A 25,558-nucleotide genomic window follows, 5' to 3' on the forward strand; every position below is an offset into this window, starting at 1 on the left:
GCTACTTGTCCTTCTTTGCCTGCTTCCTGGCTGCCGCAGCGGCGAAGATTTCCTTGGCTCGTCCCGGCTTTTCCACCTGCCGCGCGCGACCGAGCGCCAGCGCATCGACTTCCACATCCTCGGTGATGACGCTGCCGCTGGCCACCAAAGCCCCCGCGCCCACCGTCACCGGCGCCACCAGCGAGGCATTGGAGCCGATGAAGGCGCCGTCGCCGACCACGGTGCGATGCTTGTTGTAGCCATCATAGTTCACGGTGATGACACCGGCGCCGATATTGACCTCGGCGCCGATGCTGGCGTCGCCGATATAGGTCAGGTGGCTCACCTTGGCGCCCTTGCCGATCTCGGCCTTCTTGATCTCGACGAAATTGCCCACCTTGGCGCCTTCGCCCAGATTGGCCTCCGGCCGCAGCCGCGCGAAGGGCCCTACCGAGGCATTGCGGCCCACATGGGCGCCCTCGATATGGCTGAAGGCATGGATCACCGCGCCTTCCTCGATCTTCACCCCCGGCCCGAACACCACATTGGGTTCCACCGTCACGTCGTGGGCAATCTCGGTATCGTAGGAGAACCAGACGCTTTTGGGATCCTTGAGCGTCACGCCGGCCTTCATGAAGTCCTCGCGCCGCACCTCCTGGAACAGGCCTTCGGCGCGGGCCAGTTGGCTGCGGTCATTGACGCCCATCACGTCATTTTCCGGCGCCAGCCCATAGCCAACCTTCTTGCCGGCCGCATTGGCCAGCCCGACCAGGTCGGTCAGATAATATTCGCTTTGCGCATTATTGGTCTCGACCTTGTCGATAAGGTCGCGGAACACGTCCGCCCGGAAGGCGAGGATACAGGCATTGCACAACCGGATGCGCCGCTCGTCTTCGGTCGCGTCCTTGTGCTCGCGAATGGCCAGCAGCGTGTCGCCATCGGTGATGAAGCGGCCATAGCCGCTCGGGTCCTTGGGCTCGAAACCGAGAATGGCCACATCCAGTCCCGCATCCAGTCGGTCGAGCACGGCGCGGAAGTTGATGCCGCGCAGCAGCGGGTGGTCGCCATAGACCACGGCAACATAGCCCTTGGCCTTGCTGAACAGGTCGCGCGCCATGGAGGCGGCATGGGCCGTGCCCTTGGCCTCGGTCTGCTCGAAATGCACCACGTCCGGATGCAGGGCCGTCACCGCCTTGCGGATGGCGTCATGCCTGGGCCCGGTCACCAGCGCGATCTGCGTCGAGCCGGCTTCGCGCGCCGCACGCGCCACATGCCCGATGATCGGCATTCCTCCCACGGGATGCAGCACTTTGGGCACCGCCGACCGCATGCGCGTGCCCTCGCCCGCAGCAAGAATGATCGACAGCAGCTCAGTCATGAGGGTTTCTCCGGCGCGCGGTCTTTTCGAGCCGCATTTTCACAAGATTATGGCACACAACCGTTGGCGAACACATAATGACGGCCCCATGGTTGATGCTGGCGCAGCGCCTGATTCGACTGCGCCTGCAGGATAGCGGCTTTGGCTAAAGCATCGGAACAATTCCGGCAATCGGACGTCACCACCTGGGGCATCGTTGCGCTGGTGCTGTCCGGCATTGCCGTCATGGGGTCCAATGTCTCCGCGCTCATGCCACACGATGTGCTGGCAGGGCTGCACAAGACCCGCATAGAGGGCGCTTCGGTCGATCAGTTGCGGCTCCAGTTTGCCGAATTGCGTGAGGAGCAGCTCCGCCTCAAGCGCGAGACCGGCATGCTGACCGCCCGCTTCGCGCTCGAAGAACAACAGGGCAATGACATCACGCGGCGCGTCGGTGCGCTCGAGGTCAGCCTGCCGCGCCTGCTCGAAACCCTGCCCGGTGGCGGCAATATCGACCGCAACAATCTCACCGCCGCAATCGGCCAGGATCCGGCTCTGGTCTATCAGGCCGAGGGCGGCTCGGTGGTGGTGCGCCAGCAACCCATGGCCGAGGCCAGGCCCGTCGTTGCCGGCGAACAGCCCCTGCCCGCGCCGGTCGAACAGGTCGCGGCCATTCCCATGCCCAATGAGCGGCAATTCGGCATCGCCCTCGGCCCGGCCATTGCCTTCGAGGCGGCGCCGGACGCCTGGCGCGACCTTTCCATGAAACTCGGTCCACTGCTGTTTGGGCTGGCGCCGCTCCTGGTCGACGAGGCCGGCAGCAACCACCAGCGGATCGTGGTCGGCCCCATAACCCAGCTTTCGGAGGCGACCGCGCTATGTGCCCGGCTCGAGCGCCTCTCGGTATCGTGCCTGCCCATGCCGTTCACCGGAACGCCCCTGGCCTATTAGCCATGCTGCGTTTCCGGTTGACAGTCGAAGATGCGCCGCTATGTTCCGCCGCGACGCCAGCAGCGTCAGACGTGGTGCGTGCCGGTAGCTCAGTGGTAGAGCATTCGACTTTTAATCGAATGGTCGAGGGTTCGACCCCCTCCCGGCATACCATTCCCAACTTCTGATCGGCTGCCGCTTTGTCCCAGGATTTTACTGATCTGCTCAAGGTGCTGGTGGCTACCGCGCTGACTTTCGCGGTCGGCACGCTGGTCATGCTCTATGTGATCCTGCTGCTGGCCCAATATGGCGCCAACCTGCCCATGGTGGGAGCCCTGCCGCTCAATGCGCCGCCGGAAATGGTGCCGCTTTTGGCCGATAACCGTCTGTTCACGACACTGGCGGCGGCCCATGTCACGGCGGCCGGCCTGGCCTTGCTCATCGCCAGCAACACGATCGACCTGGCGCTGCTGATCACGTCCAAGGCGGTGGCCGTTGTCATTACCGCCCTGCTGGGCTTTGTCGGCGGGCATATGGTCTATCTGCAACTGACGGAAGGCACTGCCTTCTCGCTGACACCGCTGACCCCGGTCTTCGTCGCGCTGGCGGTGTTCCTCGTGCTGTCCAGCTTGCTCAGCGTGCAGAACCTGCGCCGGCTCGGCAACCTGCGCTTCGTTGTGGCCGTGGGCATGGTGGTGATCGGGCCGCTGCTGCTGGTGTGGTTGTAGGTTCCAGCGCAGTGCCACGCCCTCGTGGTTCGAGGCTCGCAAGGGCTCGCACCTCACCATGAGGACTACCGGAAGTGCTGAGCTCAAAGTAGCCCTCATGGTGAGGTGCGCTTCTTCAGCGCCTCGAACCACGAGGGCGTGCCGCCGTCAGAGGTGAAATCTCACGCTGCCAGCGTCACCACAACCGCCCCGCGCGGCGTCGCCACGACCGTATGCTCATACTGCACGCAGGGGGCGCTCGGCCGTGCCACCAGCGTCCATTCGTCGTCATCCGACTTCTGGTCAGCCATCTTGCCGCCCAGCGACAAAAACGGCTCGATGGTGAAAACCAGGCCATTGGTCATGCGGCGACGATCGGACTTGTCCGGCCAGGTGGCGATTTCGCCCGGCTCGTCATGCAGGCTGTCACCCACGCCGTGGCTGGCCAGGTTGCGGATCAGCGTATAGCCGCCCTTCTTGGCGAATTTGCCGATAGCCTCGCCGATATCGGCAAGGGGCGCGCCGGCCTTGACCACGCGGATACCGGCCCACATCGCCTTCTTGCCGTCGCGGCACAAAGCATCGAGCCGCTTGTCGCCCTCGCCCAGCACGAAGGAGGCGCCGCAATCGGCAAAGACGCCGTCCTTTTCCGCCGAGACGTCGATATTGACCAGGTCGCCTTCGCGCAGCACCCGTTCGCCGGGAATGCCGTGGGCGATTTCCTCGTTCACCGAAATGCAGGTGGCACCCGGAAAGTCATAGGTCACGACGGGCGCCGACCGCGCGCCATGTTCGGCCAGCAGTTTCGCCCCGATCTCGTCGAGTTCACCCGTGGTCATGCCCACCCGCATGGCCGAAGCCATGGCGTCGCGGGTAATGGCGCAGATGCGGCCGATGGCCTTGAGCTTCTCGAGCTGTTCTTCGGTTGTGATAGTCACTTGTGTTCCAGATAATATGCCAGCAGGCCCTGGGTGGAGCTGTCATGCCCCTCCCCGCTCTCTTTGCCTTCAACCTTGGGCAGCAGCGCCTTGGCGAGCTGCTTGCCCAGTTCCACGCCCCATTGGTCGTAGGAATTGACGTTCCAGATCACGCCCTGGGTGAACACCTTGTGCTCGTAGAGCGCCACCAGCGATCCCAGGGTCTCGGGGGTCAGTTGCTCATAGAACAGCGTGTTGGACGGGCGGTTGCCGGGGAACAGCTTGTGCGGGGTCAGTTCCTTGATGGCCGCCTTGTCGAGGCCCTGCGCCTTGAGCTCGGCCACCACTTCGGCCTCGCTCTTGCCGAGCATCAGCGCTTCGGACTGAGCCAGCGCATTGGCCACCAGCTTGTCGTGATGTGGCGGCAGGCTTTCATGCGGCTTGGCGGCAATCAGGAAATCGACCGGGATGACGTCGGTGCCCTGGTGGATGAGCTGGAAGAAGGCATGCTGGCCATTGGTGCCCGGCTCGCCCCAGACAATGGGGCCGGTCGACCAGCCAACCGGCTTGCCTGACAGCGTCACCGATTTGCCGTTCGATTCCATGTCCTGCTGCTGCAGATAGGCCGGGAACCGGCCCAGCCGCTGGTCATAGGGGATCACCGCATGGGTCGAAAAACCCCAGACATTGCGATACCATACGCCGAGCAGGCCCATGATGACGGGCAGGTTATCCTCCAGCGGCGCCGAGAGGAAATGCCGGTCCATGGCGTCGGCACCGGCGAGGAATTTGGCGAAATTGTCGTAGCCCACGGCCAGCGCAATGGGCAGGCCGATGGCCGACCACACCGAATAGCGCCCGCCGACCCAGTCCCAGAAGCCGAAAATGCGGTCTTCGCGAATGCCGAATGCGGCGCAGGCTGGGATGTTGGTGGAAACGGCCACGAAGTGGTTCGGCACAGCCTCCTCGCCCAAAGCCTCCGCAATCCACTTCCGTGCCGAGCCCGCATTGGTCATGGTCTCGTCGGTGGTGAAGGTCTTCGAGGCGACGATGAACAGCGTCTTTTTCGGATCGAGGCCTTTCAGCGTATCGTGGATATGGGCGCCATCGACGTTCGAGACGTAATGCGCGCGCAGGTCGGGCCGCGTATAGGGCGCCAGCGCCAGCGTCACCATGGCCGGCCCGAGGTCCGAGCCGCCAATGCCGATATTGACCACGTCGGTGAATTGCTCGCCGCCATGGCTGCGGATTTCGCCTGTTCGAACCGCATTTGTGTAGGTCTCGATGGCGGCCAACACGCCGCGCACGTCAGGCATCACATCCTTGCCATCGACCGGCACCGGCTTGTCGCCCTGGTAGCGCAGCGCCATGTGCATCACGGCGCGGTCTTCGGTGCTGTTGATATGCTCGCCCTCGCACATCTGGTCGCGGCGCTCCTCGACCCCGGCAGCGCGCGCCAGGTCGAACAGGGCAGCCATCACAGCTTCGTCGATGCGGTTCTTCGAATAGTCGAGCAGCACACCGGCGCCATCAGCCGAATAACGCTTGAAGCGGTTCGGATCGACGGCGAACTGCACGCGCATCGGCTGCTCTTCGAGGCGCTTCCTGTGCTTGTCGAGGCTAGCAAAACTCGCCTTGCGTCCAGCCTTTGCCATGTCGGAACCTTCCATCAGATGACCGGCAGGTCGCCGGCGGCCCAGGCCGCGCGCGTCTCTGCCGCAAATTCGTTGAACCGGCCGCCCTCGATTGCGCCCCGGCAGCCCTGCACCAGCTCTTGATAATAGGCCAGGTTGATCTGCGAAAGGATCATTGCGCCCAAAATCTCTTCTGTCTTAACGAGATGGTGCAGATAGGCCCGGCTCCAGCGCCGGCAATTGGGGTTGGGCGAGGCCTCGTCGATCGGCCTGTGGTCATCCCTATGCCGGGCATTCTTCAGGTTGATGACGCCGAAGCGCGTATAGACATGGCCATGCCGGCCGGCCCGCGTCGGATGCACGCAATCGAACATGTCGATGCCGCGGCCGATGGCGCCCAGGATGTCGTCGGGCTTGCCCACGCCCATCAGATAGCGCGGCCGGTCCTCCGGTAGCTCGGGCGTGATCTCCTCGATCACCCGGAACATCACCTCCTGCGGCTCGCCCACCGCCAGCCCGCCCACCGCATAGCCGTCGAAGCCGATGGAGCGCAGCCCGGCGGCCGATTTGGCCCGCAATTCAGTATCATCGCCGCCCTGCACGATGCCGAACAGCGCCCGGTTGAGCTGGTTGTTGAACGCGGTCTTGGAGCGGTCAGCCCAACGGAGCGACAGCTCCATGGCGCGCTCCATCTCCTTGCGCTCGGCCGGCAGCTTCAGACATTCGTCGAGCTGCATGATGATGTCGCTGTCCAGCAGGGTCTGGATTTCGATGGAGCGCTCCGGTGTCAGCTCATGGCTCGATCCGTCGATATGCGACCGGAAGGTCACGCCCTTTTCGGTCAGCTTGCGCAACTGCGCCAGTGACATGACCTGGAAGCCCCCGCTGTCGGTCAGGATCGGCCGCTGCCAATCCATGAAATCATGCAGCCCGCCCTGGCTGGCCACGCGCTCGGCGCCCGGCCGCAGCATCAGGTGATAGGTGTTACCGAGCAGGATATCGGCGCCGGTCTCGCGCACCTGTTCTGGATACATCGCTTTGACAGTGCCGGCCGTGCCCACCGGCATGAAGGCCGGGGTCTGGATATCGCCGCGCGGCGTATCGATGCGACCCCGCCGCGCCATGCCGTCGGTGGCCGAAAGGGTGAAGGTGACTTGTTTGGTCGGAGCGTTCATGCGGCGGGTTCTAGCCTGTTGTTCCCAAGCGGACAATGCGGTGCATTCGGCGCGGGTCCGTCCGATTTTTGCCATGCTTTGCAGGGGCTATCGGCGTATCGCTGTTTTTTGATGATTCCGAGGTATTTGCATGCGTCGCACCGCCCTTCTCGCCGCTACCCTGGCTCTGCTTTCGGGCCCCGTTCTTGCGCAGGACTCCATCGGGGTCGAGGGCTATTACATGGGCCATGGCGAGGGCGAGCTCACCGCCGAAATCACCCATATCGAGAATGATCGCTATGCCATTTCCATCAGCACGACCGTGCCGATGGAAAACGACATTCCCGGCTGCGGCGGCGGCATCGATGGCGAAGTGCTGCTGGAGGACAGGGGCGGCAATTTCTTCGCCGAAAACGAATTCTATGATCCCGAGGACGATAGCCCGATCTCGCAGGCTCGCTATTGCGAAATCGGCCTGAGCTTCGACGGACAGGGCGAGTTGAAGATCGAGGAGCGTGGCGGCTGCATCAGCTATCACGGCGCCGCCTGCGGCTTCACCGGCACGCTGAGCCACGAGACAGCAGGGATTTAACGGCCGGACAGAGCCCTCGGACCTGTTCCGAGGGCTCGACGCTAATAAAACCCTTCATCCTCCGGCTCATCCTGCGCTGCCCGCAGCAGCAGGGAGGAATCCCCGTAAGAATAGAACCGGTAACCCTCGCGTATCGCGTGGGCATAGGCCTCTTTCATCACCGCCATGCCGGCAAAGGCGCTGACCAGCATGAACAGGGTCGACTTGGGCAGGTGGAAATTGGTCATCAGCGCGTCGACCGTATGGAAGCGGAAACCCGGCGTGATGAAGATATCGGTGTCACCCACGAAGGGCTGCAGCGTCCCTGTTGCCCGCGACGCCGTTTCCAGCAGGCGCAGGCTGGTGGTGCCCACGGCAATCACCCGCCCGCCCAAGGCCTGCTTGGCATGGATACGCTCCACCGTAGCCTGGTCGATCTCGCCCCATTCGGCATGCATCACATGGTCGTCGGTGTCGTCCACCTTCATCGGCAGGAAGGTCCCTGCCCCCACATGCAGCGTCACCCGCTCGATGGTCACGCCCTTGTCGGTCAGTTGCTGCAGCAGGCTTTCGGTGAAATGCAGCCCGGCCGTGGGTGCGGCCACGGCGCCATCCTCGGCCGCATAGACCGTCTGGTAATCCACCAGGTCCCGCTCTTCCACGTCGCGCTTGGCGCCGATATAGGGCGGCAGCGGCATGGCGCCATGCGACTTGATCGCCTCATCGAGTTCGGCCCCGCCGAGGTCGAATTCCAGCGTCACCTCGCCGGTATCGCCCTTGCCGGCAACCTGCGCCACCAGCGCATCGGCCTGGCCATTGCCCAGTTCCAGCCGGTCGAGCAAAGCCAGCTTCTTGGCTGGTCGGGCGAAGGCGCGCCAGGTATGGGCATCGACGCGCTTGTGCAGGTTGAACGACACATTGGCGCGGTTTTCCCCGCGCACCCGCGTACCGCGCAATTCGGCCGGCAGCACCCGCGTGTCATTGACCACCAAAACGTCGCCCGGCTTCAGCAGCCACAGCAAATCAGGCACATGCCGGTCCGACAGGCCCACTTCGGGGTCGACCAGCAGCAGCCGCGCAGAGTCGCGCGGCTCGGCCGGATGGAGGGCAATGAGCTTTTCGGGCAGGTCGAAGTCGAAATCGGAAACACGCATGGCCGGCTGGTTAGCACGACGGGCGGCCGGCGAAAACGCCTATCCGCAACCCGGCCTCAGCCTTCGCCGCATTGCACCGGGAAGCTGTTGCCGCCAACCGTCAGCACGCCGGTCAGCGGCAAATCCTCGCTGCCGTCGAAGCGCAGCCGCAGCCCGACCAGGATCGCTTCGATATTGGGATCGGTGAAATCCACCAGCACCTGCTGATTGTCGGCGAAAGCCTGGCCGACCACGAAGGGCGTGCCTTCGCCGCGCTCGGACCCGGTGGACCAGGCCGCGCCACCGGCTTCGACATGGGCGCCGATCACCTGCAGCACCGGCAAATGGCCGGTGGCGAGATAGGCGGAGACACCGTCCCCGCCCTCGCATTGAATGCCGCCGCTGGCCACCGCGGGGGCAGCCAGGGCGAGGCTCGCCACCAGGGCCAGCCAGCCTGCTTTAGGCAGCGATATCGGCCGCAACCTTAACCGAAAGCATCTTGTCCGGGTTGATGACCGGCTCGCCGCGCTTGATCTGGTCGACATTGTCCATGCCCTCGATGACCTTGCCCCACACAGTATACTGCTTGTTGAGGAAGGGCGCATCGTCGAAGCAGATAAAGAACTGCGAATTGGCCGAATCCGGGTTCTGCGCGCGCGCCATCGAGGCGGTACCGCGAACATGGGGCTCGGCGTTGAATTCCTGCTTGAGATCCGGATACTTCGACCCGCCGGTGCCACGGCCCTGCGGGCAGCCGGTCTGGGCCATGAAGCCGTCGATCACACGGTGGAACACGATGCCGTCATAGAAGCCTTCGCGGGCCAGCTTCTTGATATGGGCGACATGGTTCGGCGCCAGGTCGGGGCGCATCTCGATGACGACATTGCCCTTGGTGGTTTCGATGACGAGGGTGTTTTCCGGATCGGCGTATTCGGCCATTTTTGCAACTTTCAGTTGGAATTTGTGGCCCGCATGTAAGGCCATTGGGCTGTCGGTGCAAGGCGGGGCACGCCCTCGTGGTTCGAGGGTCGCTACGCTCCCACCTCACCATGAGGGCTACTTATGCATTGCGCCAAGAGTAGCCCTCATGGTGAGGTGCGCTTCTTCAGCGCCTCGAACCACGAGGGCGTGGCAGGTTACTTGTATTCGATCACTGCCTTGATGATCTGGTCAGGATTGGCCACAGCGCCATTCTGTTCGGCCGGGCCTTTTTCCAACCCGTCGACCAGTTCCATCCCGCTCACCACCTTGCCGAACACCGTGTACTGCCCGTCGAGGAAACTGGCATCGGCGGTGGTGATGAAGAATTGCGAGTTGAACGAATCGGGGTCCTGCGAGCGGGCCGCGCCGAGCACGCCGCGCCCAAAGCTCTCCGAATTGAACTCGGCTTCGACATTGGGCAGGTCCGAACCGCCCATGCCGGCGCGGGCGAGGTCGTAGCCTTCCGAGCCGGACTTGCCGAACTGCACGTCGCCGGTCTGGGCCATGAAGCCGTCGATGACACGGTGGAACACCACGCCGTCATAGGCGCCCTGCTCGGTCAGCGCGATGACGCGCTCGACATGCTTGGGGGCGATGGCCGGCAGCAATTCGATATCGACGTCGCCGCCCTTGATGGTGAGGATCAGATGCGGCGTGCCGGTCTGGGCGAAAGCGGGTGCGGCGGAGAGCGCCACGGCGCCGATGACGAGGGCGCCGAACAGGCGACGGGAAAGGGCGATCATTTGCTTTTCAGGGCCTTGAGAACAATTTGCGGGACGAAGGCGGAAATATCGCCGCCCATTTCAGCGATCTGGCGCACCAATGTGGCCGAGATATGCCGGACCGGCGGGCTCGAGGGCAGGAATACGGTCTGCAGGTCCGGCGCCATCTGCGCGTTCATGCCCACCATCTGCATTTCGTAATTGTAGTCGGTGGTGTCGCGCAGCCCGCGAATGATCAGCTTGGCGCCATGCTCGCGCGCCGCATTGACCATCAGCCCGGAGAAATCGACGATGCGGAATTCGGTATCGGTGCGCTTGCCCACCGGCCCCAGCACCTGGTCGAGAATGGCGATGCGATCCTCATGGGCAAAGAGCGGATTCTTCTTGGTAGCGCTGATGCCCACGGCGACCACCAGCGTATCGACCAGCTTGCAGGCCCGCTCGATGACGTCGAGATGCCCGTTGGTCAGTGGATCGAACGAGCCGGGATAGAACCCAACCAGCCTGCTCATGGCGGCCTCCCCATTGTTGTTGCATGGGTTTTGTCATGTGCGCGGCATGGAGGCAAGCGTGCCGCACGCCCCCGCCTCGACATCGCAGGGGATCGATAAAACTTTAGTCTTGCAGCTTAACCCGACCTCACTCCCGCTCTGCTATGTCCGGGGTCAGAACGGGATGCTCATGCCAAATCTGGACTTTCTGACGCTCTATATCTTGATATTCCTCAATTCCCTCGCCGTCGCCGCGGTCTGGGCGGGGTTTGCCTATTCCTATCGTCCCCATCGGGCCGCGCTGCACTGGCTGGGAGCCACGCTGTTGACGCTCCTCGGGGGCATCGTCCTGGCCATTCAGGGCAATGAGGGCGCGTTGGTGCCCGCCGTCGTCGGCAATACCATCATCATTTTTGGCTTTACCCAGTTCTGGGTCGGCCTGCGCCGCTTCCGGCATCAATCAGGCGGCCAGGCTTTGGCAGTGGCTGTCACGCTCATTGCCGCGGCCGCCATGATTGCGATGCATGACAGTGCCCGGGGCCGGGCCATCGTCTACGCGGCTGGCCAATCGAGCGTCATGCTGCTCTGCCTGATCCACCTGGTGCGCAATCGGCTGCCCGGTATCGGCGCCATCATTGCCGTCTCCGCGTTTGCCGTGGCCATGGCAGGCCAATGGCTTGTCATCGGATCAAACTGGGCTCTGCTGGCCAACTTGCTCGACTACTCGCTTTACTATTCTCTGGCATCCTATGCGCTTCTCTGCACGGTCTTCAGCGCCACTGTCTGGAATCTCGGCTTTGCCCTGATGTCCGTAGACCGCCTGCAGTTGACCTTGCGGCGCCTTTCCGAAACCGATGAATTGACCGGACTGGCCAACCGCCGCGCCTTTCAGCAGCGCATGGACGCTCTGCAGGCTGCGCCGGACGGTCGCGAGCACAGCCTGATCCTCATCGATCTGAACGATTTCAAACCGCTCAATGATCGCCACGGCCACACCGCCGGCGATGAAGCGCTCCGCCACCTTGCCCGCCTGCTGACCGGGATCGGGGGCAGCAATCTTGTGGCTCGCCTCGGTGGCGACGAGTTTGCCGTGCTCCTGCCGGAAGCCGGCCTGTCGCAGGCCGAGCATCTTGCCGCCACGATCCGCAAGACATTGGCGGCCTCGCCGCTGAAATTGTCAGATGACACAGTGACGCTCTCGGCCAGCCTTGGTGTATCGGCTGCCTCGGAAGGTGCCGATCTCTTCGCCCTCGCCGACCAGCGCCTCTACAGCGAAAAACACCTCGGCAAGGGGCGACAGGCCCATCGTCCGAAATCGGCATTGGAATTTGTGAAAACGGCCCAGAATGGCGGCCTCGACCGGGCGTTGAACCCTCCCGTCACGCCCGCTTCTGCAGCGCCAGCCAGACACCACCGGCCATCAGGATGACGCCCGAGACCCGATTGACCATGCGGACGCGGGCGGCGGTCAGCAGGTGGCGCGCCTGGCCGGCCGCCAGCGCATAGACGCTGTCGCTCATCGCCGCCACGGCCAGACAGATCAGGCCCAGCGTCATGATCTGGCCGAAGGCCGGCCGGCTCAGGTCGATGAATTGCGGCAGGAAGGCGCTGAGGAACAGCAGGGTCTTGGGGTTGGACCAGTTGGTCAGCGCGCCCTGCCAGATATAGCGCCCCACCGGCAGCCGGTCGCCCTTGAACGCCAGGTGCCCGCTGGAGCGGAACATTTTCCAGCCGATCCAGATAAGGTAGGCCGCGCCGGCCAGCTTGATGATCTCGAAAGCCCCGGCCACCAGCGACATGACGGCCTCCAGCCCCACGGCCACGATGAAGACCATGCTGACCATGCTCAGCGCCGTGCCCAGGATGGTGAAGAGCCCAGCCCGCGTGCCGCCCGCCAGCGAATTGGCGATGACCACCGAGACCGACGGCCCCGGAATGACGGCGAAGAGCAGGCAGGCGAGCATATAGGGCAGGATGATGACGGGATCGATCATGGCGAAACTCCTTGAGCCAAGGAGCAAGCCACCGGCGCCGCGTCTTGGCAAGAGGCTTCGCGTGCGGCCCCAACTCGATAAAACTCTATCGACTTGCCGCATCGAAAAGTGACGCCTGCCCGCTACCAAGGCAATATCGACACATCCGCGGCCGGGGACATGGATGCGCTCCTACTTTGACGGCATGCTGCGCTACTTCGAGATGTCCGGACGCAGCACCCGCATGCAGTACTGGATGTTCTTCACGATCCAGTTCGTGCTGACCGTCATGGCGGTGCTCATCGACTACCAGTTGGGCGGCTTCAGGGATCTGAAAAATCCGCAACCGACGGCCACGATGTTCATGAGCATCGTGCATTTCATTCCCGGCATCACCGTCGGCGTCCGGCGCCTGCATGATATCGGCCGCTCGGGTTTCTGGTACCTGCTCTATTTCGTACCGTTCGCCGGGCTCGTCCTGCTCTATTGGGCCTGCTGCCCGTCCGAACCGGGCCACAATGCCTATGACGATCCGGAGCCCAGCAGGTACGAACCGCGCGGACGCCAGGCGGCAATGCCGCGCTATTCCACCATTCCGCGTACGGTCCGCATGGGCAGCAACGCCGCAAGGCCACCCTCAATCGGCTATGACGGCCTGGCCGCGCCGGACCGGTTTATCTGAGACGCATCCACACCGTGCTGCGCCAGCGGCCAGCCGGCTTTCGACCCATTGCGGACGCCCGGCAGTTGGCCGATGCTCCTCCAAAGCTGCCATGGTCGATTGAAAGGAGTCGCGCAAATGACTGACGCCGTTGTCAACCTTGATAAGCTGCCACTCAAACCGGACATCGTTGGCACCCGCTTCGCCAATCAGTACGCCGAGATTGGTACGGCTCTCGGCCTCAAGGCCCTGGGCGCCAATTATCTTGTCGTTCCGCCCGGCAAGACGTCCATGCCTTTCCATCGCCACCACACCTCCGACGAGATGTTCTTCATTCTTTCGGGGAAGGGTGAATACCGCTTCGGCGATGAACGAATTCCCGTGCGCGAAGGCGATTGCCTCGGTGCTCCGGCGGCCGGTGCGGCCCATCAGCTCATCAATACCGGCAGCGAGCCCCTGCGCTATCTGGCGCTGTCAAACAATACCAATGCCGAAGTGATCGAATATCCAGACAGCGGCCGCGTCCGCGTGGATGTCGGTCTCTCGGGGTTTCATCGCTATGACGGCACCTTCAAAGAAGGCGGCAAGCTGACACCGCTCGGCTATTGGGAAGGAGAGAACATCGACGACGCGGGTAACTCCTGAGGCAAGCATTCCGATTACCTCACATCCGCTTGAGGCTATTTGCTGCGGTGAACTGCCAGTCAGCCTTGCGGTCACAGACTAACGCTGAACCAGAATTCTCGTCTGCGCTTCCCGCATCAGGGCAGCAATCTGATTGGGATCATCGAGGTAGGCGCTTTCCAACAGGCCGTCAGACACTGCGACGAGCAGCGAGGCCGTGACGTCCGGAGCGGGATCTCCGTCAGCCGCCAGCAGTTCGCGCAGGACGCCGAGATACCAGGAACGCCTCGCATCGATGGCCCGCCGCACCTTGCTATCCGGGTCTGGGTACTCGGCCGCGGCGTTGAGGAACGGACATCCTCGCCAATCCCCCACGACCACAGCCTCGCTGATCCGTCCCAATACGGCGGCGATCATGTCGCGCGGCGCTTGCTTTGGCAGCGCGGCCACTGCTTCGCGCCCAATCCGATCCTGATCCTGGATATAGGCCAGGACGAGGTCGTCCTTGGACGGAAAGTGGTTGTAGAACGTCGCCTTGGCCACGCCTGCCTCCGCGATGATGCGGTCGATGCCGACCGCATGGATGCCCTCGGCGTAAAACAGCCGGGTCGCAGTGTCGAGCAGGCGCTGCCGGGCGGGACTGACCTGGGGCGGGCTATCGGAAGTCCTCATATTCATCGTTTGAGCGCCTCTCATTTACGTCGCTTGACTCTAACAGACAGGTCTGTATAGTTCAACAGACAGACCGATCTGTATGTATTAGATGCTGATGCGGTACGGCTAGGCAAGCGGCGTTGATAGTTGGCGGCCGATCAGGCATCGGCCGGGCCAGTTGGGAGATCCAAAATGGCAACTTTTGAGGAATTTTCAGGCGAAAGCCCCGCGACCAACGGCTTCCGTGGCAATCTCCTTCGAATATTCGGGTCGGTGAAACACTGGCACGACCGACGACAGGCGCTAGCTAAGCTGTCGCGGCTGAGCGAGCGCCAGTTGAGGGACGTAGGCTTTGAGCCCACCGACATCTGCGACTCGCTCAACGGACAGCCCGCCTCAGCGTGGGTAGAGCCCTCACCTGCGGCCGGACATCCGGTGACGCAGTGCGTCCTCCGGCAGGTCGCAGGTTCCGATCATCCTCCAGGAGCACCTGACATGAGCAAGACTCCTCGCAAAAGCACCACTGGCCTGCGCCAATTTCTGGATATGGAGCAGCAGCGCAATTGGATGGAAGGCAAGACGAACCTGTCCGACGCCGAAGAACGCTCGGAGTCCATGGAACTGCGGTTCAAGTATGTGCCGCGATTCCAGAAGTTGCTTGCTCGCCCACAGGCACAAACAGTTCTGAAGATTCTGGGAGTCTACGGCCAAAACTGCATCCCGATACCCCGCAAAACCGAACGGCAGTACTGGTCGGTGTCTTGTCTGCCGTCGACCTCCGACAAGCCGCTCATACGGGTCAACGCGAGCTGGATGGAGCTTTTCACCATCTATGCGGATGGGGACGGCATCCGCGCAAGGTTCATTGTTCACCTTTCGGATTTCACCAAGGACCACTCGACCGCGCAGGGCCAGTTGGATGAAGCCCTGCTCGAGCACTGCGTCACGACGCCGGAAGATGTCAGTTATTTCGTCCCGCGCGGCGAAGACATTTTCGGCATCAATGTCCGCGGCTCCGCCTCGATCCACAAATTCCTCGCATCCCCCGCTCGCTACGCGCCATTCGAAGATTCAATCTGACCCACATGAACCGGGGCCGGAACGCCTACCAGGCGAGCCACAGCTACAGCGTCGCGGATCACATGCTGGACGGTGGAGCCGAATAGCGGCGGGGCGCCGTGTCGGTCGCCCTCGAACACGAACCAAAGAAAATTGGAGGAAGGCCTATGAGAAAGATCAGGATTATCGAACATATCTCGCTGGATGGCGTGATCCAGGGGTTTGGCGGACCAGAAGAAGACAGGGACGGCGACTACGCACATGGCGGGTGGGCCGTGCCGCTTTCCGATCCTGCCATTGGCGAAGCCATAGAGGCGGCGCAAGGCGAACGTTTTGACTTGCTGCTCGGCCGGCACACCTACGATATCTTCACCCGCTATTGGCCGAAGCTGAAAGATCCGATGGCGGACAAGCTGAATGCCGCCAGGAAATTTGTCGCGACCCACCGGCCGGACAGCCTTGAATGGGGGCCGGTGGAAGGTCTTGGCACGGACATCGCCAAAGGCATTCGCAGCCTCAAGGCGAGCGAAGGTCCAGACCTGGTCGTCTGGGGAAGCTCGACGCTTACACCGGTGCTGCTCCAGGCGGGGCTGATCGACGACGTTCTGCTGCTGGTCTTTCCGGTCCTGCTGGGCAAGGGAAAGCGCTTCCTGTCGGACGACGTCGCCCCCCGCGAACTTTCGCTTGCCAGCACCAGGGCCGCGTCCTCGGGCGTGCTCATCAATACGTATCGCTACGTTGGAGCGCTGCGAACCGGATCCTTTGCCGAGCCCGCATGACGTGACGGTGATCCCGGGATGCGAGATCGCGTCGACAAGGTAGAGAAGCTGGCATAAGTCGCAAGCAGCGCATCGAAAGTTCGGGCGAGTATGCGAAGGGCTCGTCAATTTTCACGATGCCGCACTGAACTGGCGACACGACAAATTGGAGCACACATATGCGAAAAATCGTGGCCACGGCACGCTGGGTGCCCTTGGTCGTCATCAGCATCGCGAGCTTGTGGGCGTCGGCGCGCACCACAGAGGGTTATCGCGACCCGATTTTCGACTGGGACATCAGTTGGCCTGCTATCGCCAATGCGCTGACCAAAATGCCGCATATCGGCTCGATGTTCCTGATCTTCTTGCTCGGTGCGCTAGCGGTTGGAGTCGGCCGGCTCTGGTTGGCAGCGCTGTTGGCATTCGTGGTAGCGATCGGATGGGAACTGGTGCAGATGCCCACCATTGGCAACAATCCACGGCTCGCCGATCTTGCTCCCGACCTGGTTGGCATCGGTCTTGGATGGGTGATCGTGGCGCTTGGCGTGATGCTCTGGCGGCGCTTCCGGCCGACCAGTTGAATGGCGGCATTCTTAGAGGCCCACCCAAGGCAGCCGCCATGCGACCGTGATCCCATAAAAACCAAGGGGCGCCGAAGCGCCCCTTTTTCTATTCCTCTGCCGGCGTTTCCGGCGGCGCGTCCGGTGCTTCGGGCACATCATCGTCGCCTTCAGGCTCGCTGATATGCTCCACCGACATCACCTTCTCGCCCTCGGCCGTATCGAACACGATGACGCCCTGGCTGCCGCGGCTGACGATGCGGATCGGCTTGTCGCCGCCGACAGGCAGGCGAATGGTCTGGCCGCCGTCGCTGATCAGCATGATCTGGTCGCTGTCTTCCACCGGGAAGCTGGCCACCAGGTTGCCGTTGCGCTTGTTGACCGCCATGGCGACGATGCCTTTGCCGCCACGCCCGGTGATCCGGTATTCGTGGCTCGAGGTGCGCTTGCCATAGCCATTTTCCGAAATGGTCAGGATGAACTGCTCGATGGCGCTCATCTGGGCATAGCGCTCCTGCGGCAGGTCGCCGGCCACGACATCGCCCTCGTCCGAGTTGGTTTCTTCCTCGGCGCCTTCGCCGCGGACGGCACGGCTCATCTTGAGATAGGCGGCGCGTTCCTCGGCCGTGGCGTCGGAGTGGTTGATGACCGCCATGGAGATAACCACGTCGTCCTTGGCCAGCAGGATGCCGCGCACGCCCATGGAGTCGCGCCCCTTGAACAGGCGCACGTCATCGGTACGGAAGCGGATGGCCTGGCCGAGCGCCGTGGTCAGCAGCACGTCGTCATTGGCCGTGGCCGTCTCGACGCCGACGATCTGGTCGCCCTCGTCCAGCTTCATGGCGATCTTGCCGTTCTGGCGCACTTCCACGAAGTCGGCCAGCGAGTTGCGGCGCACCGTGCCGCGGGTCGTCGCGAACATGATGTCGAGATTGGCCCAGCTCGTCTCGTCCTCGGGCAGCGGCATGATTGTGGTCAGCCGCTCGCCCTGCTCCAGCGGCAGGATGTTGATCAGGGCCTTGCCCCGCGCATTGGCCTGAGCCAGCGGCAGGCGCCACACCTTGAGCTTGTAGGCGATGCCGCGGTCGGTGAAGAACAGCACCGGCGTATGCGTATTGGCCACGAACAGGCGCGACACGAAATCCTCGTCGCGCGTTGCCATGCCCGAACGGCCCTTGCCGCCACGATTCTGCGCCCGATAGGTCGAGAGCGGCACGCGCTTGATGTAGCCCTCGTGCGACACGGTCACCACCATGTCCTCGCGGGCGATCAGGTCCTCGTCGTCGAAATCGCCGACCACGTCGGAGATTTCCGTGCGGCGGGGCGTAGCGAACTGTTCCTTGATCTCGGTCAGTTCCTGCCGGATGATATCGACCACCCGCTCGCGGCTGCGCAGGATATCTAGATAATCCTCGATCTCGGTGCCCAGCCCGTTGAGCTCATCGCCGATTTCATCCCGACCCAGCGCCGTCAGGCGCGCCAGGCGCAGTTCGAGGATGGCGCGAGCTTGTTCCTCGCTGAGATTGAACGTGCCGTCCTCATTGATGCGGTGGCGCGGATCGTCGATCAGCGCGATCAGCGGCGCAACATCGGCTGCCGGCCAGCGACGGGTCATCAACTGCTCGCGCGCCGTCGCCGGATCGGGCGCAGTGCGGATCAGCGCGATGACTTCGTCTATATTGGCCACGGCCACGGCCAGGCCGACCAGGATATGAGCGCGGTCGCGGGCCTTGTTCAGCAGGAAGCGGGCACGACGCGTAACCACTTCGTGACGGAAGTCGATGAAGGCCGAGAGGATTTCGCGCAGGTTCATCAATTGCGGCTTGCCGCCATTGAGCGCCACGAAATTGCAGCCGAACGAACTTTGCAGCGCGGTGAAGCGATAGAGCTGGTTCAGCACCACGTCGGCCAGCGCATCGCGCTTGATCTCGATGACTACGCGCATGCCCTCGCGCGAGCTCTCGTCGCGCATGTCGGCAATGCCCTCGATGCGCTTCTCGCGCACCAGTTCGGCGATCTTTTCGACCATGGTCGCCTTGTTCACCTGATAGGGCAATTCGGTGATGATGAGCGCCTCGCGCTCCTTGCGGATTTCCTCCACCGCCACCCGCCCGCGCACCAGCACGGAGCCGCGGCCGGTCTCATAGGCCGAGCGGATGCCCGCGCGACCCAGGATGATGCCGCCCGTCGGGAAATCCGGCCCGGGCAGCACTTCCATCAGCTCTTCGGTGAGCGCATTGGGATTGTCGAGCAGCAGCAAGGCCGCGTCGACCGTCTCGCCCAGATTGTGCGTCGGCACATTGGTCGCCATGCCCACGGCAATGCCGCTGCCGCCATTGACCAGCATGTTGGGGAAGCGCGCCGGCAACACGGTCGGCTCCCTTTCGGAGCCGTCATAGTTGTCGCGGAAATCCACCGTGTCCTTGTCGAGGTCATCGAGCAGGGAATTGGTGATCTTCTGCATGCGCACTTCGGTATAGCGCATGGCAGCCGGCATATCGCCGTCGACCGAGCCGAAATTTCCCTGCCCTTCCACCAGCATTTCCCCCATGGAGAAATCCTGCGCCATGCGCACCAGGGCCATATAGACCGCGCTGTCGCCGTGGGGGTGGTATTTACCGATCACGTCGCCGACCACGCGGGCCGATTTGCGATAGGGCTTGTTGTATTCGTAGCCGTTCTCGCTCATCGAGAACAGGATGCGCCGATGCACCGGCTTGAGGCCATCGCGCACGTCTGGCAGCGCACGGCTGACGATGACGCTCATCGCGTAATCGAGATACGATTTCCGCATCTCGTCGGTAATGGCGATGATCGAAATATCGGATGGCGGCGGGGCGCCGGTTCCGTCTTGAGGCGTATCGGTCACTGGGGTGATTCTACGTTGGTTATGCTGTCCTCTAGATAGGCGATTTCGTACAAAATTGCGAACTTTGCCGGGCCGAAACTGTGGAGATCAGGCCGCGACCAGAGGTTTGCGCCGCATCTGGCGGAAGCTGGGTACGGCCACGGGCGCCAGCGTGGCAAAAAGGTAGAGCAATCCCGTCGTGCCCAGCGCGATGGCGATGCCGAAATTATCGACCAGCAGCCCCGCATAGAGCCCGCCAAACGGCATCAGCGCCCAGGCCAGCGCGCCGAACAATGCGATCACCCGGCCCACCATGGCGGCCGGAATGCGCTCGAACAGGATGGCCCCGAGGATGGGGTTGAGGAAACCGGCGGCAAAGCCGCTCACCATCAGCACGGCGACAAGGACCGGCACCGCGGCATCCATGGCGAAAATGGCCATGGGCATCGGCCCGGCGAACAGGAAGCCGATCGTATAGACGGCCAGCCGCGGCATGCGTTCGCCAAGGACCGCGGCGATACCGGCCCCGATAATCGACGCCCCGGAAAAGGCCGCGAGGAAAATGCCGACCCAGGTGACGTCGAGTCCTGATGTCCGCACCCAGACCGGCAGCAGCACCGTGGCATACGCCTGGTCGAACAGATTGGTGATGGCGATCATGACGACGAGCGCCCGCAGCACCGGGTCACGGCGCAGCACGCTCCAACCCTCCGCCAGCTCGGTTCGATAGGTGGTGGAAAGATCGCGCATCTGCGCCGGCGCCTGCCGCGCCGGAATGCCGATCCCCACCACCAGCGCCGACAGCAGGAACGCCATCGCATTGGCCAGCAGAGCCGGCGCCGGCCCGAGCAGTGCGATCAGCCCGCCTGCCGCCGCCGCGCCCAGCGTTCCCGCCAGCCGGTCGCTGGCGCCCATGACGCCGGTCACCCGTTCCAGCGGCAATTTGCCCAGGGCCGCGACCGTGGGCACCAGCGCCTGCTTGGCCGCATCGGACGGCGCCCGCAAGACGCCGATCAGCGCCACTGCTGGCAGCAGCACCCAGATGGAGAGCAGGCCTGCCCAATAGAGCAGCGGCACCAGCGCCACCGCGATCATCGACAGGCTATCGCACCAGACCGCGATACGCCTTGCGCCAATGCGGTCGATCAACGGACCGCCCAGCGCCTTGGCCACTACATAGGGTGCCATTTCGGCGAAACCGGCCAGCCCCGTCAGCACCGGGCTGCCCGTCGTAGTCAGCACCAGCCACGGAATAGCGATGGCGGAAAGCCGCGTGCCCGAGGTGGACAGCACCGTGGCGCCGGCCAGGGCAACGAAGGCGCGCTGGATGCTCATTCCGCCTCTCCCGCCTCCGGCTCCCCCACATGGGGCGCCGCATGCAGGACAAAGGTGACCGGCCGCATATCCTCGGGCAGGTCAGTGCCCAGCGCCGGGGCCGCCGCCATGGCCTCCCACAGCAAGGATTGCAGCCTTTCCACCAGCGCCTTGGCCGCCGCGGCATTCAAGGGGATCGTATAATCGCTGACCGTGGAAGCCTGCCGCCACTCCTGCGACAGGGCGGGATAGGCGGCATGGGCGCGCTGCATCTGCTGCATCTGTCCATGCAGGGCCGCCTGCTCGAAAGCCAGCCCCAGTTCCAGCTCTTCGCCTTCCGCTGTCGCGGGCATGACATTGGTGGATTCATGCCGCGCCCGCCACCAGCGGTCGCGCTGGCTGCCCCGCCCCGCATCCTCCTCGATGAAGCCATGCTGCGCCAACTGCCGCAGGTGGTAGCTCGTCGCCCCGGAATTCAGTCCCAGCCGCGCCGCCAGTCCCGATGCCGTGGCCGGCCCCTCGATGCGCAGCAGCCCCAGCATGCGCAGTCGCAGGGGATGGGTCAGCGCCTTGAGCGCCGTGGCATCGGGAACGACACTGCTGACATCGCGCAACGGTTTTTCGGACATGACAGGACCTCGCACATTGGTCCCCTCATATCACCGCAAATAAATCTTTGCAAAATTTTCTTTGCAATTAGGCGTTCTGCACCAGCCGCAGCAATGTGCAGTCGGGATCGACCAGATAGCCCACTCGTCCACCCCAGTCTTCGAGGCGTGGCGGATGCAGGCGCGGCCATCCCGTACTGGCCTCGGGAATGCCGGCCGCCTTGCAGGCAGCGTAGAAGCCATCGAGGTCGTCCAGCCGCAGGCAGCAGCCGAACGAACTGGCCGCCGGGTCGAGCTCGGCCATCGGGAAGAATTCGAGTTGCAGCCCGCCCCGCCGCAGGATCATCCAGTCTGGATCGCGCCAGCGCTCGACGAAGCCGAGTGCAGCGTAGAATCGTGCGGTCGCATCGAAGTCGCGGGATGGCAGGTTGGGCGTCGCATGATCGGTCATGGCTCAATCTCACAGGCTGCATCGCCGGCCCGGCCATAGTAGCGAAATCCGCAGCGCGGGCACATATCGCTTCCCCATTTTGCCAAATCCTTGTCAACTTGCCTCCGCACGGGAGGGACGCGCATGGATTGGATGAGGAGCGAGCCGGCTTCGCAGGGATTTTCGCCCGATATCGCGGAAAAGCTGGATGCCATGGTGTCTGGCGGCACGCTGGGTGCCATCCATGCCATAGCCGTCTGCCGCCATGGCCGGCTGGTGCTGGAGCGCTACTTCACTGGCAATGACCAGCAGATCGCCGTGGGCGACCTTGGCCCCATCACCTTCACCGGCGAGCGCCTGCATGACCTGCGTTCCGTCACCAAGAGCACTGTCGGCCTGCTCTATGGCATTGCGCTCGACCGCGGCCTGGTGCCCGGCCTCGATGCGCCCATCATCGACAGCTTCCCCGAATATCCCGACCTCGTTGCCGATCCGGCCCGGCGGCGCCTCACCGTCGCCCATGCCCTCGACATGACGCTCGGCCTCGAATGGGATGAGAGCCTGCCCTATACCGATCCGCGCAATTCCGAGATCGCCATGGAATTCGCGCCGGATCGATATCGCTTCACCCTCGATCGGCCGATCGTCGCCGCGCCCGGCGAGCGCTGGATCTATTCCGGCGGCGCAGTGGCATTGCTCGGGGCGCTGATCGAGCGTGGCTCGGGCCAGCGCCTCACCGCCTTCGCAAAGGAAAACCTGTTCGCCCCGCTGGGCATCACCAGTTTCGAATGGTTCGCCGGCATGGATGGCAACTACTCGGCCGCCGCCGGTCTGCGGCTCGGCGCGCTCGACCTGCTGCGCATCGGCGCCATGCTCGCCGATGGCGGTCGCTATGACGGCCGCGCCGTAGTGCCATCAGCCTGGCTCGCGCAAAGCTGGACGCCCCGCGCCACGACCAGTTGGGGCCAGGCCTATGGCTATCTCTGGTATCTCGATACCCCTGCCCCACCCGCTTTTCCCGACGGCACGCCTGGCATTGCCGGCTTCGGCAATGGCGGCCAGCGCCTGTTCGTGCTGCCCGAAGCGGGCCTCGCCTGCGTTGTCCTCGCCGGCCTATACGACACGCCAGGCGCCGAAGAAGGCCCGCAGCGCCTCTGGGAACAGCTCGTGCTGCCCAATCTCAACCTCTAGCCGTCCGGCGCGGATCAAATTCTCGTCACCTTTGCCGCCGACCCTCGCCCGAGTCGCCAAGGGGAGAGGAAATGACATGGCCGGACCATCCGTCGCGTTGGGCGCCGGATTGCGCGTACTGATCCTCGCCGTGATCCTCGTCGCCAGTTGTGGCCTCGCGCTGGCCGCCGGATTGCTCCTGGCCCGCCTGGGCTATCTGGGCACCTGCCAGGACGGCACCTGTGAACTGGTTGCTGCCGTCTATGTCATGCCAATCGGCGGCATCCTGCTGTATTTCGCCAGCCTCATCATCTGGTCGAGGCTGGCCAGTCGCCAAGGGAATCGAAATGCCTAGCCCCGGTCGCCATCTGCTCTCCATCGCCGTCCTGCTGGCCGCTTGCGGCACGGCATCGGCCCAAAGCCCGCTGGATTTCTCCGGCGCCACCGAGACGCCGGAGGAGCTGATCGCGCTCTACGATGCGGCCGATGGGCAATGCCGCCTCTCCACCAGCGACGATGTGGAAATCCAGGTCGCCTGTGTGTCCCGCTCGATCTACGGCGTCGCGCTCAATGCGCAGGACTGGTGCTATGGGCGCGAAACCGAGGCCAATGCCGAAATGGAATGGCATGCCTGCGCCGCCGATTCCCTGCGCTTTCCGCCGGTTTCCGTAACCTATCCCTGACGCATCAGGCGGCGTCGAATTCCACCCGCGCCGCGCTGATCCGCTTGTGGTTCTCGCTGGCCCATTCGATCAGGTGTCCGAACGGCACGATGATCGACTCGCCCATCGGCGTCAGCCGGTATTCCACCGAGGGTGGTTTGGTGTCATAGACGCGCCGCGCCACCAGCCCGTCGCGCTGCAAATCGCGCAGCGTCTGGGTCAGCATCTTCTGGGAAATGTCGGGCACTTCGCGCCGGATCTGGTTGAAGCGTCGCGGGCCGTCGGCCAGCGTCATGACCAGCAGCATGCTCCATTTGTCGCTGATCCGGTCCAGCACGCCACGCACCGGGCAATCCATCAGCGATCCGCCGCTATTCTGTTCGGCCCATTTGGCAATGTAGAGACCGGCTTCTTCCAGCGCGCTGAGCATGGGGGCACCTCCAGGTAACGTTATGCGGCAAAAGTGCCTCCTTTCAGCAGCGGCCCGCGCAGACTAGATAGCACTCTCCTTTCGAGACTTACTCTCCGCCGGCATGTGCCGCAAGCGGGGCAATCAGGAGATATGAGATGACGCAGTTCAAGGACAAGACGCTGCTGGTGACCGGCGCGGCCGGCCAGTTCGGCCGGCTGGCCGTGGCCGAATTGCTGGCGCGCGGCGCGACAAAAGTGGTCGCCGGCACGCGCGACCCGGCCCAGCTCGCCGACTTCGCGGCTGATGGCGTCGAGGTCCGCCGTCTCGATTTCGACGATGCCGCTTCGCTTGCCACCGGCTTTGCCGGGGTGGATCGCGCCCTCATCATCAGCACCGTCGCGTCCAACCGCCGCGAACAGCAGACCGCGGCGGTTGCCGCGGCCAAGGCGGCCGGAGTCACCTATCTCGCCTATACGTCCGCGCCCCATGCCCGGCCCAATGCCGATGCCGGCGGCATTGCCGACCATTACTGGACCGAGCAGGCCATTGCCGCCTCCGGCCTCGATTTCACCCTGCTGCGCAATCACATCTATGCCGACATGACCATTGTCGGCGCGGCATCGGCACTGGCCTCCGGCCAGCTGTTCGACGCCACCGATGGCGCCGGCCGCAACTATGTCACCCGCGCCGACACCGCCCGCACCGCCGCCGGCGCCCTGCTCTCTGCCAGTGGCAAGGACATTGTCGATGTCACCGGCCCCGCCCCGGTCACCCAGGCCGAAGTCGCCGCGCTCTATACTAGGCTGACCGGCAAGCCCGTCACCCGCATCGGCCTCAGCGCCGAGCAGCTGCAGGCAGGCCTCGAAGCTGCCGGCCTGCCCGGCTTCTACGCCGCCCTCCTCGTCGCCTTCGATCTTGATGCCGCCGCCGGCTACCACGCCATCACGTCAGACGTGGTCGAACGCTATTCCGGTCGCAAACCGCAGGCGCTGGCGGACTTTCTTGAAGCGAACAAGGCGGCCTTGGCGCAGTAACGCCGCCCAGGTCCACACGTCCACGGCGTCATTCCCGCGCAGGCGGGAATCCATTCTTGTCTGATTATTCAGAGAGTGGATTCCCGCCTGCGGGGGAATGACCCGGTGGTTGGACACGCCTCCCACCGGCTCGCTAGGCCCGGCATTCTTGCAACAATCCACCTCGAACACCTGCCATTGCTGGACGCCATGGTGACAAACCCATAGAAATTGCG

The 25,558-nt window shown here is 63.6% G+C and carries 28 protein-coding genes, 1 tRNA gene and 2 pseudogenes; 15 read left to right on the forward strand and 16 right to left on the reverse strand.

From position 1 onward, the window contains the following. Position 1: 1 nt before the first annotated feature. Positions 2 to 1,357 carry a bifunctional UDP-N-acetylglucosamine diphosphorylase/glucosamine-1-phosphate N-acetyltransferase GlmU gene (gene glmU / locus NVV79_RS15930; RefSeq protein ID WP_303991357.1) on the reverse strand — a complete coding sequence of 452 codons (1,356 nt, stop codon included), beginning with the start codon at positions 1,355 to 1,357 and terminating at the stop codon, positions 2 to 4. A gap of 141 nt (positions 1,358 to 1,498) precedes the next feature. Here glmU and NVV79_RS15935 point away from each other — a divergent pair, with 141 nt between their 5' ends. The 3 genes from NVV79_RS15935 to NVV79_RS15945 all read left to right on the forward strand — a co-directional run bounded on the left by NVV79_RS15935 (position 1,499) and on the right by NVV79_RS15945 (position 2,994). Then, positions 1,499 to 2,287 (forward strand): hypothetical protein, encoded by a 789-nt coding sequence (locus NVV79_RS15935; protein WP_303991358.1) that lies wholly within the window; start codon positions 1,499 to 1,501, stop codon positions 2,285 to 2,287. Between the two features lie 78 nt (positions 2,288 to 2,365). Beyond that, positions 2,366 to 2,440 (forward strand) — tRNA-Lys (locus tag NVV79_RS15940). 26 nt (positions 2,441 to 2,466) lie between these two features. Beyond that, positions 2,467 to 2,994 (forward strand): hypothetical protein, encoded by a 528-nt coding sequence (locus tag NVV79_RS15945; RefSeq protein WP_303991359.1) that lies wholly within the window; start codon positions 2,467 to 2,469, stop codon positions 2,992 to 2,994. Positions 2,995 to 3,155: 161 nt separating this feature from the next. Here NVV79_RS15945 and map read toward each other — a convergent pair whose 3' ends face one another. Genes map through tgt form a run of 3 tightly spaced genes read right to left on the reverse strand, consistent with a single transcriptional unit; the run spans position 3,156 to position 6,699 of the window. Further along, on the reverse strand, positions 3,156 to 3,911 hold the full coding sequence (gene map, locus NVV79_RS15950; RefSeq protein WP_303991360.1) for a type I methionyl aminopeptidase: 756 nt from the start codon (positions 3,909 to 3,911) through the stop codon (positions 3,156 to 3,158). After that, entirely contained in the window at positions 3,908 to 5,545 is a 1,638-nt protein-coding gene (gene pgi / locus NVV79_RS15955; protein WP_303991361.1) for a glucose-6-phosphate isomerase, read from the reverse strand. Before pgi ends, map begins: the two co-directional genes overlap by 4 nt. Before the next feature lie 14 nt (positions 5,546 to 5,559). Next, entirely contained in the window at positions 5,560 to 6,699 is a 1,140-nt protein-coding gene (tgt, locus tag NVV79_RS15960) for a tRNA guanosine(34) transglycosylase Tgt (RefSeq protein WP_303991362.1), read from the reverse strand. Between the two features lie 130 nt (positions 6,700 to 6,829). On the opposite strand from tgt, the gene NVV79_RS15965 reads away from it, so the two are divergent. Beyond that, a complete protein-coding gene (locus NVV79_RS15965) occupies positions 6,830 to 7,270 on the forward strand; it encodes a hypothetical protein (RefSeq protein WP_303991363.1) in 441 nt (146 codons plus the stop codon). A 41-nt stretch (positions 7,271 to 7,311) separates the two neighbouring features. On the opposite strand, the gene queA is transcribed toward NVV79_RS15965, so the two are convergent. The 5 genes from queA to coaD form a co-directional block, all read right to left on the reverse strand. Next, positions 7,312 to 8,403: a tRNA preQ1(34) S-adenosylmethionine ribosyltransferase-isomerase QueA gene (gene queA / locus NVV79_RS15970; protein WP_303991364.1), complete on the reverse strand. Its 1,092-nt coding sequence runs from the start codon at positions 8,401 to 8,403 to the stop codon at positions 7,312 to 7,314. A 56-nt stretch (positions 8,404 to 8,459) separates the two neighbouring features. Beyond that, positions 8,460 to 8,822 carry a hypothetical protein gene (locus NVV79_RS15975; RefSeq protein WP_303991365.1) on the reverse strand — a complete coding sequence of 121 codons (363 nt, stop codon included), beginning with the start codon at positions 8,820 to 8,822 and terminating at the stop codon, positions 8,460 to 8,462. Between the two features lie 19 nt (positions 8,823 to 8,841). Beyond that, a complete protein-coding gene (locus NVV79_RS15980; protein WP_303991366.1) occupies positions 8,842 to 9,321 on the reverse strand; it encodes a peptidylprolyl isomerase in 480 nt (159 codons plus the stop codon). Positions 9,322 to 9,518: 197 nt separating this feature from the next. Next, on the reverse strand, positions 9,519 to 10,106 hold the full coding sequence (locus NVV79_RS15985; protein ID WP_303991367.1) for a peptidylprolyl isomerase: 588 nt from the start codon (positions 10,104 to 10,106) through the stop codon (positions 9,519 to 9,521). Beyond that, on the reverse strand, positions 10,103 to 10,597 hold the full coding sequence (gene coaD, locus NVV79_RS15990) for a pantetheine-phosphate adenylyltransferase (RefSeq protein WP_303991368.1): 495 nt from the start codon (positions 10,595 to 10,597) through the stop codon (positions 10,103 to 10,105). Before coaD ends, NVV79_RS15985 begins: the two co-directional genes overlap by 4 nt. 58 nt (positions 10,598 to 10,655) lie before the next feature. On the opposite strand from coaD, the gene NVV79_RS15995 reads away from it, so the two are divergent. Beyond that, complete coding sequence (locus tag NVV79_RS15995) at positions 10,656 to 12,005, forward strand: GGDEF domain-containing protein (protein WP_303991369.1); 1,350 nt, start codon at positions 10,656 to 10,658, stop codon at positions 12,003 to 12,005. On the opposite strand, the gene NVV79_RS16000 is transcribed toward NVV79_RS15995, so the two are convergent. Next, positions 11,956 to 12,570 carry a LysE family translocator gene (locus tag NVV79_RS16000; RefSeq protein ID WP_303991370.1) on the reverse strand — a complete coding sequence of 205 codons (615 nt, stop codon included), beginning with the start codon at positions 12,568 to 12,570 and terminating at the stop codon, positions 11,956 to 11,958. The two genes, NVV79_RS15995 and NVV79_RS16000, sit on opposite strands and share 50 nt — an antisense overlap. 163 nt (positions 12,571 to 12,733) lie before the next feature. Here NVV79_RS16000 and NVV79_RS16005 point away from each other — a divergent pair, with 163 nt between their 5' ends. Next, on the forward strand, positions 12,734 to 13,231 hold the full coding sequence (locus NVV79_RS16005; RefSeq protein ID WP_303991371.1) for a DUF805 domain-containing protein: 498 nt from the start codon (positions 12,734 to 12,736) through the stop codon (positions 13,229 to 13,231). A gap of 117 nt (positions 13,232 to 13,348) precedes the next feature. Then, positions 13,349 to 13,855 (forward strand): cupin domain-containing protein, encoded by a 507-nt coding sequence (locus NVV79_RS16010; RefSeq protein ID WP_303991372.1) that lies wholly within the window; start codon positions 13,349 to 13,351, stop codon positions 13,853 to 13,855. Between the two features lie 78 nt (positions 13,856 to 13,933). Here NVV79_RS16010 and NVV79_RS16015 read toward each other — a convergent pair whose 3' ends face one another. Then, positions 13,934 to 14,512 (reverse strand): TetR/AcrR family transcriptional regulator, encoded by a 579-nt coding sequence (locus NVV79_RS16015; RefSeq protein WP_303991373.1) that lies wholly within the window; start codon positions 14,510 to 14,512, stop codon positions 13,934 to 13,936. Positions 14,513 to 14,680: 168 nt separating this feature from the next. On the opposite strand from NVV79_RS16015, the pseudogene NVV79_RS16020 reads away from it, so the two are divergent. The 4 genes and pseudogenes from NVV79_RS16020 to NVV79_RS16035 form a co-directional block, all read left to right on the forward strand. Further along, a pseudogene (locus NVV79_RS16020) lies at positions 14,681 to 14,845 on the forward strand (DUF1127 domain-containing protein); the annotation flags it as partial. 138 nt (positions 14,846 to 14,983) lie between these two features. Continuing rightward, positions 14,984 to 15,654: pseudogene (locus NVV79_RS16025) on the forward strand (hypothetical protein). A 60-nt stretch (positions 15,655 to 15,714) separates the two neighbouring features. After that, positions 15,715 to 16,326: a dihydrofolate reductase family protein gene (locus NVV79_RS16030; protein ID WP_303991374.1), complete on the forward strand. Its 612-nt coding sequence runs from the start codon at positions 15,715 to 15,717 to the stop codon at positions 16,324 to 16,326. 158 nt (positions 16,327 to 16,484) lie between these two features. Next, positions 16,485 to 16,886, forward strand: coding sequence for a hypothetical protein (locus NVV79_RS16035; RefSeq protein WP_303991375.1), 402 nt, complete (start codon positions 16,485 to 16,487; stop codon positions 16,884 to 16,886). An 88-nt stretch (positions 16,887 to 16,974) separates the two neighbouring features. Here NVV79_RS16035 and gyrA read toward each other — a convergent pair whose 3' ends face one another. From gyrA to NVV79_RS16055, 4 genes are all read right to left on the reverse strand, one after another. Continuing rightward, positions 16,975 to 19,659 carry a DNA gyrase subunit A gene (gene gyrA, locus NVV79_RS16040; protein WP_303992714.1) on the reverse strand — a complete coding sequence of 895 codons (2,685 nt, stop codon included), beginning with the start codon at positions 19,657 to 19,659 and terminating at the stop codon, positions 16,975 to 16,977. A gap of 162 nt (positions 19,660 to 19,821) precedes the next feature. Continuing rightward, on the reverse strand, positions 19,822 to 21,048 hold the full coding sequence (locus NVV79_RS16045) for an MFS transporter (RefSeq protein WP_303991376.1): 1,227 nt from the start codon (positions 21,046 to 21,048) through the stop codon (positions 19,822 to 19,824). Beyond that, on the reverse strand, positions 21,045 to 21,656 hold the full coding sequence (locus NVV79_RS16050; RefSeq protein ID WP_303991377.1) for a winged helix-turn-helix domain-containing protein: 612 nt from the start codon (positions 21,654 to 21,656) through the stop codon (positions 21,045 to 21,047). Before NVV79_RS16050 ends, NVV79_RS16045 begins: the two co-directional genes overlap by 4 nt. 67 nt (positions 21,657 to 21,723) lie before the next feature. Further along, positions 21,724 to 22,086 (reverse strand): bleomycin resistance protein, encoded by a 363-nt coding sequence (locus NVV79_RS16055; protein WP_303991378.1) that lies wholly within the window; start codon positions 22,084 to 22,086, stop codon positions 21,724 to 21,726. A gap of 123 nt (positions 22,087 to 22,209) precedes the next feature. Here NVV79_RS16055 and NVV79_RS16060 point away from each other — a divergent pair, with 123 nt between their 5' ends. The 3 genes from NVV79_RS16060 (at position 22,210) to NVV79_RS16070 (ending at position 23,918) form a co-directional block, all read left to right on the forward strand. After that, a complete protein-coding gene (locus tag NVV79_RS16060) occupies positions 22,210 to 23,256 on the forward strand; it encodes a serine hydrolase (protein WP_303991379.1) in 1,047 nt (348 codons plus the stop codon). A gap of 76 nt (positions 23,257 to 23,332) precedes the next feature. Beyond that, on the forward strand, positions 23,333 to 23,590 hold the full coding sequence (locus tag NVV79_RS16065; RefSeq protein ID WP_303991380.1) for a hypothetical protein: 258 nt from the start codon (positions 23,333 to 23,335) through the stop codon (positions 23,588 to 23,590). Beyond that, positions 23,583 to 23,918 (forward strand): hypothetical protein, encoded by a 336-nt coding sequence (locus NVV79_RS16070; protein ID WP_303991381.1) that lies wholly within the window; start codon positions 23,583 to 23,585, stop codon positions 23,916 to 23,918. The genes NVV79_RS16065 and NVV79_RS16070 overlap by 8 nt, the downstream gene beginning before the upstream one ends. 4 nt (positions 23,919 to 23,922) lie before the next feature. On the opposite strand, the gene NVV79_RS16075 is transcribed toward NVV79_RS16070, so the two are convergent. Then, the gene (locus NVV79_RS16075) at positions 23,923 to 24,255 is read right to left on the reverse strand and encodes a helix-turn-helix domain-containing protein (RefSeq protein WP_303992717.1); all 333 of its coding nucleotides are present in this window, start codon (positions 24,253 to 24,255) and stop codon (positions 23,923 to 23,925) included. A 209-nt stretch (positions 24,256 to 24,464) separates the two neighbouring features. Between NVV79_RS16075 and NVV79_RS16080 the strand changes: the two genes are divergently transcribed. Beyond that, on the forward strand, positions 24,465 to 25,343 hold the full coding sequence (locus NVV79_RS16080; protein WP_303991382.1) for an NAD(P)H-binding protein: 879 nt from the start codon (positions 24,465 to 24,467) through the stop codon (positions 25,341 to 25,343). Positions 25,344 to 25,558 lie beyond the last annotated feature (215 nt).

This window comes from Devosia ginsengisoli (assembly GCF_024707105.1).
GTDB classification, from domain to species: domain Bacteria; phylum Pseudomonadota; class Alphaproteobacteria; order Rhizobiales; family Devosiaceae; genus Devosia; species Devosia ginsengisoli_A.

Bases quoted from the DNA above. Each gene is read 5' to 3' on its own strand.
- glmU (WP_303991357.1), bottom strand. From the start codon at position 1,357: ATGACTGAGCTGCTGTCGATCATTCTTGCTGCGGGCGAGGGCACGCGC.
- pgi (WP_303991361.1), bottom strand. From the start codon at position 5,545: ATGGCAAAGGCTGGACGCAAGGCGAGTTTTGCTAGCCTCGACAAGCAC.
- tgt (WP_303991362.1), bottom strand. From the start codon at position 6,699: ATGAACGCTCCGACCAAACAAGTCACCTTCACCCTTTCGGCCACCGAC.
- NVV79_RS15965 (WP_303991363.1), top strand. From the start codon at position 6,830: ATGCGTCGCACCGCCCTTCTCGCCGCTACCCTGGCTCTGCTTTCGGGC.
- queA (WP_303991364.1), bottom strand. From the start codon at position 8,403: ATGCGTGTTTCCGATTTCGACTTCGACCTGCCCGAAAAGCTCATTGCC.
- NVV79_RS15980 (WP_303991366.1), bottom strand. From the start codon at position 9,321: ATGGCCGAATACGCCGATCCGGAAAACACCCTCGTCATCGAAACCACC.
- NVV79_RS15985 (WP_303991367.1), bottom strand. From the start codon at position 10,106: ATGATCGCCCTTTCCCGTCGCCTGTTCGGCGCCCTCGTCATCGGCGCC.
- coaD (WP_303991368.1), bottom strand. From the start codon at position 10,597: ATGAGCAGGCTGGTTGGGTTCTATCCCGGCTCGTTCGATCCACTGACC.
- NVV79_RS16000 (WP_303991370.1), bottom strand. From the start codon at position 12,570: ATGATCGATCCCGTCATCATCCTGCCCTATATGCTCGCCTGCCTGCTC.
- NVV79_RS16005 (WP_303991371.1), top strand. From the start codon at position 12,734: ATGCGCTCCTACTTTGACGGCATGCTGCGCTACTTCGAGATGTCCGGA.
- NVV79_RS16010 (WP_303991372.1), top strand. From the start codon at position 13,349: ATGACTGACGCCGTTGTCAACCTTGATAAGCTGCCACTCAAACCGGAC.
- NVV79_RS16015 (WP_303991373.1), bottom strand. From the start codon at position 14,512: ATGAATATGAGGACTTCCGATAGCCCGCCCCAGGTCAGTCCCGCCCGG.
- NVV79_RS16030 (WP_303991374.1), top strand. From the start codon at position 15,715: ATGAGAAAGATCAGGATTATCGAACATATCTCGCTGGATGGCGTGATC.
- NVV79_RS16035 (WP_303991375.1), top strand. From the start codon at position 16,485: ATGCGAAAAATCGTGGCCACGGCACGCTGGGTGCCCTTGGTCGTCATC.
- gyrA (WP_303992714.1), bottom strand. From the start codon at position 19,659: ATGCGGAAATCGTATCTCGATTACGCGATGAGCGTCATCGTCAGCCGT.
- NVV79_RS16045 (WP_303991376.1), bottom strand. From the start codon at position 21,048: ATGAGCATCCAGCGCGCCTTCGTTGCCCTGGCCGGCGCCACGGTGCTG.
- NVV79_RS16050 (WP_303991377.1), bottom strand. From the start codon at position 21,656: ATGTCCGAAAAACCGTTGCGCGATGTCAGCAGTGTCGTTCCCGATGCC.
- NVV79_RS16055 (WP_303991378.1), bottom strand. From the start codon at position 22,086: ATGACCGATCATGCGACGCCCAACCTGCCATCCCGCGACTTCGATGCG.
- NVV79_RS16060 (WP_303991379.1), top strand. From the start codon at position 22,210: ATGGATTGGATGAGGAGCGAGCCGGCTTCGCAGGGATTTTCGCCCGAT.
- NVV79_RS16065 (WP_303991380.1), top strand. From the start codon at position 23,333: ATGGCCGGACCATCCGTCGCGTTGGGCGCCGGATTGCGCGTACTGATC.
- NVV79_RS16070 (WP_303991381.1), top strand. From the start codon at position 23,583: ATGCCTAGCCCCGGTCGCCATCTGCTCTCCATCGCCGTCCTGCTGGCC.
- NVV79_RS16075 (WP_303992717.1), bottom strand. From the start codon at position 24,255: ATGGATTGCCCGGTGCGTGGCGTGCTGGACCGGATCAGCGACAAATGG.
- NVV79_RS16080 (WP_303991382.1), top strand. From the start codon at position 24,465: ATGACGCAGTTCAAGGACAAGACGCTGCTGGTGACCGGCGCGGCCGGC.